The 10,591-nt window shown below is 51.0% G+C and carries 4 protein-coding genes; 1 reads left to right on the top strand and 3 read right to left on the bottom strand.

All coding sequences use genetic code 11. The features are described 5' to 3' along the window. Nucleotides 1–44 precede the first annotated feature (44 nt). The 3 genes from DQW50_RS17245 to DQW50_RS17235 all read right to left on the bottom strand — a co-directional run bounded on the left by DQW50_RS17245 (nucleotide 45) and on the right by DQW50_RS17235 (nucleotide 8,370). Complete coding sequence (locus DQW50_RS17245; protein WP_157964899.1) at nucleotides 45–1,085, bottom strand: DUF262 domain-containing protein; 1,041 nt, start codon at nucleotides 1,083–1,085, stop codon at nucleotides 45–47. 231 nt (nucleotides 1,086–1,316) lie between these two features. Beyond that, nucleotides 1,317–4,244, bottom strand: coding sequence for a DEAD/DEAH box helicase (locus DQW50_RS17240; protein WP_112080491.1), 2,928 nt, complete (start codon nucleotides 4,242–4,244; stop codon nucleotides 1,317–1,319). Beyond that, nucleotides 4,237–8,370 (bottom strand): Eco57I restriction-modification methylase domain-containing protein, encoded by a 4,134-nt coding sequence (locus DQW50_RS17235; RefSeq protein WP_112080490.1) that lies wholly within the window; start codon nucleotides 8,368–8,370, stop codon nucleotides 4,237–4,239. Before DQW50_RS17235 ends, DQW50_RS17240 begins: the two co-directional genes overlap by 8 nt. Nucleotides 8,371–8,998: 628 nt before the next feature. Here DQW50_RS17235 and DQW50_RS17230 point away from each other — a divergent pair. Beyond that, entirely contained in the window at nucleotides 8,999–10,564 is a 1,566-nt protein-coding gene (locus DQW50_RS17230) for a PQQ-binding-like beta-propeller repeat protein (protein ID WP_112080489.1), read from the top strand. Nucleotides 10,565–10,591: the final 27 nt, after the last annotated feature.

The following is a 10,591-nucleotide window of genomic DNA, read 5'->3' as shown; positions in this document are numbered from 1 at the left end:
TCAAGCGAGCCGTAAACCAGTGAAATCAAACGCCTTCTGGCGATTCACCAGAGCCTAATCTCTAAGTCTTCGAGTTTGGAATTGATTGCTTCGTTCCCATCGTCATCATACATGTCAATCTCGTGATTGAGTATTTTCGCATAGAGCTCTGCTTTGTCAGCTAGTTCCTCGACATACTCGTTCAGAGATATTCCCGAATCAGGGAGTTTCGAATCGACTATTTTCTGGTACTCATCATAGAGCTTGTAGTCGGATACATCGCCATCGTAGTCTGGTTCGGCCGCGGACATTATGTAATGACGGAAGAACCGGCTCGGTTGGCTCATATTCGGCATGAGTGTCTTGATGAGTCGCTCCCAGTCCTCCTGGATTTTCTCGTAACTAATCTCGGAATCTGAGGCACTCGCTGCTTTGCTGAAAGTGTAGTTCTTCATGAGATCGACGGACGACAGTTCCATCCCACGATCGTTTAATGTCTCAAAGAGGCGGAACGCTGACTGTTCACCCTCACATCGAATTGATACGAGCGTAACTGAGGCAAGAAGGCGTTTTCTGAGTGTATCAAGTTTGTCGACATCAAGGCTCTCCAGCTTTTTAACGTAGAATTGGACAGCTTCCCGTAGTTGCCCATCATCCATCTTATTATAATCACGCTCAATCACCTTCTTGAGATCCGGATTATCGAAAGTACTGAGTGTGAGGTTCTGATACTCATTCCGATCGAGATCCCTCTTCTTGAGATACTTGTTCTCAATATCCTCCGCCTGCTCAGATTCTCCCATCTCATAGTATTTTTCTCTCATCAAAGAGAGAACGACTGTAATCGTCGCAATTCGTTGTTGGCCGTCAACGATCTCCAGTTTGTTCAACTCATTAAGACCTCCCGAGCGCTCAATGAGTACGACAGAACCAAGGAAATGTGTGGAATTCTCTTGAATTGAATTCAAGTCCGCCCATAGTGCTGCCCACTGTTCTTCTTGCCAAGAATATCGACGTTGGTAGTCAGGGACGGTGTATCGATAGTTCCGAGTCAAGACTTGTTCGACGGTGTCTTCGGTCGCAGAAAGTCCGATTCCGCTGGGCATATGTGTCATTCATATCTGACGATAAATAAACCACAATGATAACTATTAGCGAATATGGAGCAAATACTGCTTGTATCTGGTTAAGAACGAGAACTGGAATGGCCTATTGAATCGACATGTAGGGGGTGTCATTTGATTGCCGGTTAGACAGGAATGTTTTACCTCAGAGACTCCCCCATCTCCGCCGTGTCGTGAGTATGTACGCCCCTCCCTCTCCTCACGCCTATCGCACTAGTTTTCTGAGATGACGAAAGCTGCTGTTACGAGTTCGGGCTCTTCTGGGGTGACATGCTGCTCCTCATCCAGACGCGAGAGTTCGACTTCACGTTCACGTCGAAGCTTGTCTAGTTCTTGTTTCGCGTTCCCGATGGGTGCCGACATGTCTTTGTTCGGGCCATCTTGTGCCTCGTACTGCTCCAGACGTTCCTCCCAGGTCTCGATCTCTTCCTCGAAGTATCGCTTGGCGTGCTCTCGTTTGATCTCAACTTCGCGCTCACGATCTTCGCGAGCTTCCTTCGCAAACGATTCAACTTCATCCCATGCCCGCATCTCGGCGACACTGTGGAGCTCCTCGGCTATCGGAGCCAACTGGTCCAGCTCTTGTGACCGGGTGACCTCACTAGGCGATAATGTGTCGACGTACTTTGGCCTCTCGTTCGTTATCTTCCGGTCTGTGGTGACGTACAACCTGGCTAGCTTCTCCGTGACAGCATCTCCGGCTCCGGAGACGTAGCCCAGCCGGTACGTGAAACAAATTCCCGGTGCGGACTCCTCTTCGGCTGCGACCTTGACCGTAATGTCTCCCTGGAGGCGATCCGATTCGAGACAGAAATCGATGAGCGACTGAACTAGTGGATGGTCCAACGCGATAAATTCGACGTCGTCCTGCTCCCGAGCCACCTTCCGTGTGAATGTGGCCTGTTCGTACTGTCCAGAGACTTGGCCCCCAGAGAGCACGTTCGGCACCTCAAGCTGGAAGATATCGCCCTCAGAGCGAGCAGGTCCGGGACGGACGCCTCTAATGTCGCCTCCGAACTCGTCAAAGAACTCGCGCACGAGGATCTCGATGTCATCCTCACTAACATCACCGTGCTGACTTCGGTCAATCACATCGAGGATTTCCTCGTCCTCATCGGAGAGGTCGAACCGGTCACGAATGAGCAGCTCATTCTCAACCGTCTCAAGGGCTTCCTTTCGCTCTCTAACCGTTTGCTCGATGTCCGCAACCACCTCGTCCTGAGACTGATCTTCAGCGATTGCGGTCATAATCGTCTGGTCGAGATCAACATCCTCGAGGACCCGACCGAGGACGTCCGATCGCATACCCAGGTCGGATTCGATCTGGTTCATTTTCTCGACGAGGAGCTTGAGGATCTCGCTCTCTCGAGTGTTCTTAAAGAACAAATTACGAATCTCAACCGTGTGTTCCTGACCATATCGATGAAGTCGACCCATCCGCTGGTCGATCCGGGTCGGGTTCCACGGTAGGTCGTAGTTCACCATGATGTGGGCGAACTGTAGGTTGAGCCCCTCCTGTGCTGCGTCGGTCGCAAGCATGAGGTTCGCTTCCTCCTCGAACCGCGCTATCTCTCGACGTCGCTGTGCCTGGTCGAGGTCGCCGTATATCTGTGTCACGTCATACCCGGCGAAAGTCTCGTCACGGAGGTACTCGAGCGTATCAGTGTACTCAGTGAAGATGAGAATTTTCTCGTCAGGATCGTCGTCGAGAACTCGGTCGACAAATTGTTTGAGCAGTTGTGCCTTCCTATCTGTCTTGATTTGTTTCGCCTGTTGCCAGAGTTCTTTGACACGGTCCAGCTCGGCCTGAACCTGCGACTGGTTCTGAGTAAGCGTCACCGTTTCTAGTTCCTCTTCAACTCGTGTCCGTTCTGCGTCAGTCAACGTCTCTGGCTCAGTACTATAGCGCGGAATCAGTTGCTGGACGTCTTCGGGGAGCTCTTCGGCGACAGCGTCGCTTTGAATCGCACGCATCCGGTTTTCGAGCGATTTGCGGATCGCGTAAATGCTCGAGACGAGTCGCTTCTGATAAATGACCATCGTGAAGCCGACAGCCTGGTTCTCTTCCTGCTGAGCGAGGTTGTAGTACTCTCGAATGTACTCGGTCACACTGTCGTACAGCTTGCGCTCAGCCGGTGACATGTCGACACCAAGTGCTTCAATGTTCTTCTCAGGGAACATTCTCGTCCCATCGGTCTCATACATGTTGTCCTTGAGCCGGCGGATCATTAGGTCCTCAAGAGCGTCAGGATCGATATCCGACTCGTGACCAAATCGGAACGGATCCAACAGATCGATCAGGAAGTAGAACTGGTCGGATTTCCCTTTGTGAGGCGTGCCAGTCATTAACAAGAGCGCATCTGAGTTGTGAGCGACTGCTTCGCCGACTTTGTAGCGCTGTGTTCGATCGATTGTATCGTCACTCGACCGACGAGCTGTAAGGTGGTGTGCCTCGTCGAATACGGCGATATCCCACTCCTCTTCCAGATTCCTCAGTGCCTCGAGTACATCGTCTTGTTTCGCAAAGTCAATCGAGGTGATGATGAGGTCTTCTTGGAGCCACACGTTCTGGTTCGGGTGTGACTTCCGGTGTGTTCTGACCGTGTCGCGGTCATAGATGACGAAGTTGCGGTCGAACTTCTCACGCATTTCCTGTTGCCACTGGACAGTGAGGGGTGCTGGAGCGACAATGAGGACACGTTCGGCCCGACCACGAGCGATGAGTTCCTCAATAACGATCCCTGCCTCGATGGTCTTCCCAAGGCCGACCTCGTCACCGATGAGATAACGGTGATCGTAGGAATTGAGGATTTCGTAAGCAGCCTTGACTTGGTAGGGTTCAATCTCGATTCGGTTGTTCGTTAGTGAGAGGAACCGGTCGTACCGGTACGCGAGATCAAGTAGTGTAGCGCGCTCTCGGAGGTCGTGGTGGACCGGATCGTCAATCTGTTTCGCTGTAAGTCGATCGACGATTGAATCGACCTTTTCGATATGTGGAAGCCCACTCGGGAGCTTTTGGAGTTGACCTTCACTGGTGTAGACGTGGAGTAAGTGGCTACCATTCGGACGTGGCTCGATCTTGGATATCTCTCCCCGTCCACCGGCAAACGTGACTTGATCACCGACCTCGTAGTCAGTCATCGGCAACTGCTGACTCCACGATATCAATTTCTTCGTCGGTCAGGTCGTAGAGGTCGTACACGATCTCGTCGATCAATCGGTCCGTCTTTTCGATCTTCTCGTCGAGCTCTTCGGCGCGTTCTTTGACCTCGATGTATCGCTCCAAATCGTCGGTGACGTCGTCAATATCGGGGAGCGTCATCGCTTTCAGCCGGTCGATCAACGAATTCGTCTTTGTGGCGTTATCTCTGAAGTTTGCGAATCCATCGGCTTTCTTGACGGCGACTGGGACGAAAGCCTCAATAAGAGTTGCTTCCTTGTCCGAGAGATCGGTGAGCGTGAATGCTTCTTTGTACTCAGTCTCGGTATAGCCGTATGTGTCGGTTTCAAACTTATCTTCGTCTTCCGGCTTGTACCGAGCAGTCGCGTATATCATGACTTGAGATTCTTCCCGTTCTATCCGAGTACGTTCAATTTGGAGTTTTTCGTACTCTTCAGTGGTCGAGTCAAGGATACTAGCAGATGTCGGCTGAAAAATTCCCATGCTCGGAAGCTCAGGACCTTCGGTATAATTGCCAAGGTAATCAAGCAATTTGAGATTTAGATTGTTTCGTTGCTGTCGAAAATCAATCTCATCAGACACTTTTTGGCTGACTCTGTCGGCTGTTTCAATGTCTGTCACAACCGGTAACTTTTCGACATGTGTTGCTCTGAACTCTTGGTATCCTCCTCTAAGCCCTGATAATTCAGATTGTAGCCAGAAGTGGATCAGCTTTGAGTTGAGAATTCCTAGAAGGTCAAATTCCTTTCCAGGAATAGCGTATAATTTGTCGTTGATATACCTCTCCTCGGCATCGTAAGCGAAGTTCGGTCCTTTAGATATTACAGGATAAACTATCTTTTCTTCTTCGAATATAGCATAGTAATCACATGGTCGGAGTTCCCACCAAAATTCTCCCCGATCATATCGTTGTTTTGCTTGCTGCTTAAATTCTGATAGATAGTCCGCAAGAATCGGAAACTCTGATTTGAACCAACTCCAAGCATCTGCTTCATCAGCTATTCCAGACTCATTTTTAGTCCACCCTGATGGGATGCGAATTAGATAGCGTCCATTATATTCTACCTCATACCGATGAACATCTTTCCCTTGGAGGAGCTGTTTTAAATGTTTCCCATCATAATCGATTTTATCTTTCTCCTCCTCTGATAGAATAAAAGCATCATTTAATCCAGTAAGGATACCACGGTAGAGTGGTTGATCAAGATAGCTTTCAAGAGGCTCAGAGCAATCATTTATTTTCGATAGAATTTCTCTGATCTCCTTCCTCTGGAGACTCCATGACTGACTGTCGAGTGATTGTTGGGGAATTTCATATATCTGTTCTTGAATAACTGACTCTAGCTGGTCAAAATTCAGATTCTCCATTACACATATCTCAACCATAGAATCGGACTTCGGTTGGCTGTTTTGAAACAGAAGAATAGCAGGATAGGCTGAAATCCCACGTGAAAAGACTGGCAGGGAATGGAAATCTACAATTTGTCTAATTGATGTTTTATTGGCGAGACTACGTCTGATTCCTTCTCCGTAATCAGCATGGATGAACTTGTTCGATACGATATAGCCGAACATGCCACCTTCACAAAGAATTGACTGTCCCCGTTCTATAAAATACGAGTAGAGGTCTGCTGCGCTGTCGTAGCAATTGTATCTTTGTGAAAGGTATGCCTTGGAAGCAGACAGTTGCTCCTGGCGCACGTACGGCGGATTCCCGATCACTGCGTCAAACCCAGCATTCTCTTTTCGGTTCCCATCAATATCGTAGAACGCGACCGGGAACTCCAGTTCCCAGTGGAAAAAGAGTTCATCGTTCGCCATCTTCTGCGCAGATTTGAACCAATCTTGTCTCTCAACATTTTCCCATGAATTGGCACGGAGTGCCTCTGCCATCCGCTTGTCAGCGTCACTGGGGACATCCAGCCCGAACTGACTCACTGTATGAACGTTAGCCATCGAGAGAAGCTTCTGGTAAAGGGGATCTCCCTGAACTGACTGGTACACGTCTTCCATCTCCTTGGCGTCTTCAAGCGTTTCGTTATCGATCGCAAGAAGTTCCGAGAATCGGTCCATGACGTGGTCCAACGCCTGCTTTCGAGTGTGAGCGAACGACTGTTCAAGCGTCAACTGGCCTTTGTCTGTCTTCGACTCGTCATCGTCGATCAGCACATCATGAATGTCACTCCCCACAAGCGAGTTACCGGTCTTCAAGTGGTGGTCGAGGAACGCCAGTGGCTGCTCAGTAGCAAGCGTTCGGAGCCATAGCGAAACCTTGGCGAGCTCTGTCGCGAGCGGATTGATGTCGACACCGTAGATACACCGTTGTGCGACCTTCCGCCGAGCCCAGTTGATGTCGTGCTCGTCTTTGATGGCATCCCCACCTTTCTCGTCGGCTTCCCGATTCTGCTCAGTGATGATCGCCCGTGCGAGGTAGTCAACAACACTCGTCAAGAAATGACCACTACCCATCGCTGGGTCGAGGATCTTCAGGTCAAATATACGCTCGGCAAACTCGTCTGCGTATCCTCCGCCCTGATACTCCTCGTCCATCACGACGTCCTTCCGAATCTGGTCAACTGGCCCACTGAGGGTTTCTTCGACGATATACTCGACGACATACTCTGGTGTGTAGTATGAGCCGGTTGCCTTCCGCTCACCACTGCCTGTTGTGAGGTACACGTCACCGCGTTCTACGGCGAGCTCGTTGCCTTCACCGGCCAGAACGTACTCACCGTCGTCAAGTGCTAATGGCTCGTCAGCGACGTTGAGCTGGTACTCAAGTAGACCCTCGTAGATACTCCCGAGGTGGCGAACGTCGAGCGACGAATAGTCGACGAATATCTTCCCAGCACCGTTGCTGCTCTCACTTCGCGTGAGGAGTTCAATGACCCGAGCAAGGTGTTCGTCACCTACTGTGTTGTTCGCTAGGAATCTTGCCTCCTCACTCCCAGATTCACTAGGATTAGTTCGAAAGAGTCCGCCGTTGTAGGCTGGAATGTACAGATCGTCTTCTGGGATCCCCTGTGACTTGCTTCCTTCGTCGATGAGCATGAAGAGCTCGTCCAGTTGGGACTGTAAATCATCCTGCCAGTCCCGATATTTTGGATCACCACTCTCAAGCTCTTCAGCAACCTCCTGTTTGAGCTGGTTCAGACTGTACCGAGATTCGTAGATTTGGTTATTCGTGTCCAGCAGGTCACGACCTTCCGCCTCCGCATAGAGCACGAAGATGATCCGGTAGAGATAGATGAGCGAGCTGTCGTGGATCAGACTGAGATCGTCCTCGTCAAGATCGTTCTCCGGATACTGAAGGTAGCCCTCTGAAAGGAGTTTAATCGCCTCGTAAATATTGTCCTGGAGATCTTGGCCCAATTCCTGCGCAAAAATATTGGACTCCTCATACACGTCGTCAAGGAATGCGTCACCCGACGCGTCGGGAACGAAGGCTTCGTGCCGGAAAAAGAGGTAAAAGTACTTGAACTCCTCTAGATTGCCGGTCTCAAGGACTGTTGGAAGGTCGATCTCGTAGTATGAGTCGAGCTTATGACTGGTCGGTTTGTAGTAGAGGCGCCACTTTTGCCCGTTAGTGAGCACTCCCCAAGTCGTTGAAGTAAAGCGGAGGTACTGATCGATTTGATGGCTCGGATTCTCGTAATCTCGTTTCTTCTCTCCACGAGAGTCCAGTTTCCGACCCCATCGTTTGGCGTCGGCAACCGCGACAGCGTTCTTGTAGAAATCACCTCCTTCTTCGCGTCGTTTGAACGCATCTGTAGCGTCTGATTCCGTTTCGAAGAAGCCGTAGTCGGGCCGACGTTGCGTCCCACTCGTTGATTCTTCGACTTCAAATGGGATGCCAAGCTTCCGGAACATCGGCCGGACGAACTTTTCCTCTAGCTGAGACTCATTCCTCCGCTCAACGGTGCTCTTCTGCTCATCCCAGAGTTGCTTGATATCGTCGTACGCTGCTTGGAGCTCTTCCTCGTCGATCTCGTTCCAAGCTTCTGTTTCCGGGAGGTGCTCATCCAAATGGTGATTCGAGAAGAGATCGCGATTAACACGATAATCAAAGGTTGTTTGAGTAGACATGGGGACTACGTCGGGATGTTTGCTCGTCCAACCCAGTGCGGTTAAATCTTGACACTGGAATGTGGATTCTATCTGCGTGCCATTTTTTCAGTCCTTTTCAGCTATGACCTATTGACCGTTTTCGAGTGTATAAACCGATTCAACTCAGTGGTAGTTCGCTTCGTCAGTAGTGGAGTTCGACCTTCACATTGAATCGGGAGTGAGACGTTGCCCGGTTTGGGGGATATGCGGTGACGCCTTAGTAGCTAGAGGCATCCGTGAATCCCATCCAGCTGCTCCGTCGCTGTCACCTCCCACATAGCACACCAGATTGTGTTCTATCACTCGCGTCGAGGTTGGTGACAACCGAGGCGACGACACTCAACCTCCACTGAGGCAGTGTGAGGACCCGCCTGTATCGGTGTGTCTACTGGAAGCAACCTCAAGACGATGCTCTTTGCCAGTGTTTGGGAGGGGGTGTCATAGAAGACTTCACACACCCAACACCGATCGCTCAAGACAGATGATCTACACACTGACACACAGTACTAACCACCCTACATGGTGTCAGAACCACTATGAAAAATAAAAATGTTGAGTTCAGCAACTCACCTGTTGATTTATCAACTTAGGAAACAGTCATGGGAATATGAGAGATGGTCCGGGGTCCGGAAGCCCCCGATCAAGTCGTCGTCGGGTTCTTCAGACAGTCAGTGGTCTCACGACACTGGGTATCCTCAATACAGGTGCTTCCACCACAGTTTCTGCCGATCCCGGCGACGAACGGTGGTCCTTCGAGACCGGCGATGCGGTCAGATCCTCGCCGACGGTGGTTGATGGGACCGTTTTCGTCGGGAGTGTGGACGGTTCTCTCTACGCGATAGACACAGAAACGGGTGCTCAAAAGTGGATCTTCGAAAATCGCATTGCGGTCAGATCCTCGCCGACGGTGGTTGATGGAACCGTCTTCGTCGGGAGTTACGCCAACCATCTCTACGCGGTGGATGCGGAAACGGGCGAGCCACAGTGGGCCTTCCAAACCGGTGATTCGGTCAAGTCGTCGCCGACGGTTGTTGATGGAACCGTCTTCGTCGGGAGTGATGATAATAATCTCTACGCGGTGGATGCGGAAACGGGCGAGCAACAGTGGGCCTTCGAAACCAGCGATGGAGTCGAATCATCGCCGACGGTAGTTGATGGAACCGTATTTGTCGGCAGTTACGACAACACTCTCTACGCAGTGGATGCGGAAACAGGCAACGAACAATGGACCTTCGTAACCGAGGGGATCTTTTCGTCACCGACGGTTGTTGATGGGACCGTCCTCGTCGGGAGTTGGGATGGTAATCTCTACGCGGTGGATGCGGAAACAGGCGAGCAACAGTGGGCCTTCCAAACCGGTGCTGGGATCGCGTCATCGCCGACGGTTGCTGATGGCACCGTTTTCGTCGGGGATGGTGCCAACGCCGGTGATCTCTACGCGGTAGATCTAGAAACGGGCGACCAACAGTGGGTCTTCGAAACTGATGGTGGAGTCTTTTCGTCGCCGACGGTAGTTGATAACACCGTTTTTGTTGGAAGTTTGGATAGCAACCTCTACGCGGTAAGTGTAGAAACGGGCGAGCAACAGTGGGCCTTCCAAACCGACGATGAGGTCCACTCGTCGCCAACGGTGGTTGATGGAACCGTCTTCGTTGGGAGTGAGGACGGCAATCTCTACGCGCTGGATACTGGTGGTGATGGCTCGAGTGAGGACTCTCGTGTACTCCTTGGAACACTAGGTCACCACCGCGACCGGGGGTATACCAGTCAGTCGACCGAACTCAGCGTCGACCAACAGTGGGTCTTCCAAACCGGCGATGCGATCCGTTCGTCGCCGACGGTGGTTGGTAACACTGCCTTCGTTACAAATAGGAGCGGTGATCTTTACGCAGTCGATGTCGAAACTGGTAGCCAGCAGTGGATCTTCGAAATTGGTGAGTATACGAATTCGTCGCCAACTGTGGTTGATGGAACCGCCTTCGTCGGGAGTACTGATTCTAATCTATATGCGGTCGATGCGGAAACAGGCGACCAACAATGGATCTTCCAAGCCGACAGTACGGTCATATCGTCGCCGACAGTTGTTGATGAGACCGTCTTTATAGGGAGTTCTGACGGGAAATTATATGCGATAGATGCCGAGTCTCAGTACATCACAAAGCCGGTTAGTTGAGGCGTCTGCTTGCTGAAGGTGTGTCTA

Origin of the sequence: Halorubrum sp. 48-1-W (assembly GCF_003287355.1) — an archaeon.
Taxonomy (GTDB): Archaea; Halobacteriota; Halobacteria; order Halobacteriales; family Haloferacaceae; genus Halorubrum.
This window is presented reverse-complemented; position numbering and strand designations above follow the sequence as displayed.

Coding starts and splice junctions, on each gene's coding strand:
- DQW50_RS17245 (WP_157964899.1), bottom strand. CDS start 1,085: ATGCCCAGCGGAATCGGACTTTCTGCGACCGAAGACACCGTCGAACAA.
- DQW50_RS17240 (WP_112080491.1), bottom strand. CDS start 4,244: ATGACTGACTACGAGGTCGGTGATCAAGTCACGTTTGCCGGTGGACGG.
- DQW50_RS17230 (WP_112080489.1), top strand. CDS start 8,999: ATGAGAGATGGTCCGGGGTCCGGAAGCCCCCGATCAAGTCGTCGTCGG.
- DQW50_RS17235 (WP_112080490.1), bottom strand. CDS start 8,370: ATGTCTACTCAAACAACCTTTGATTATCGTGTTAATCGCGATCTCTTC.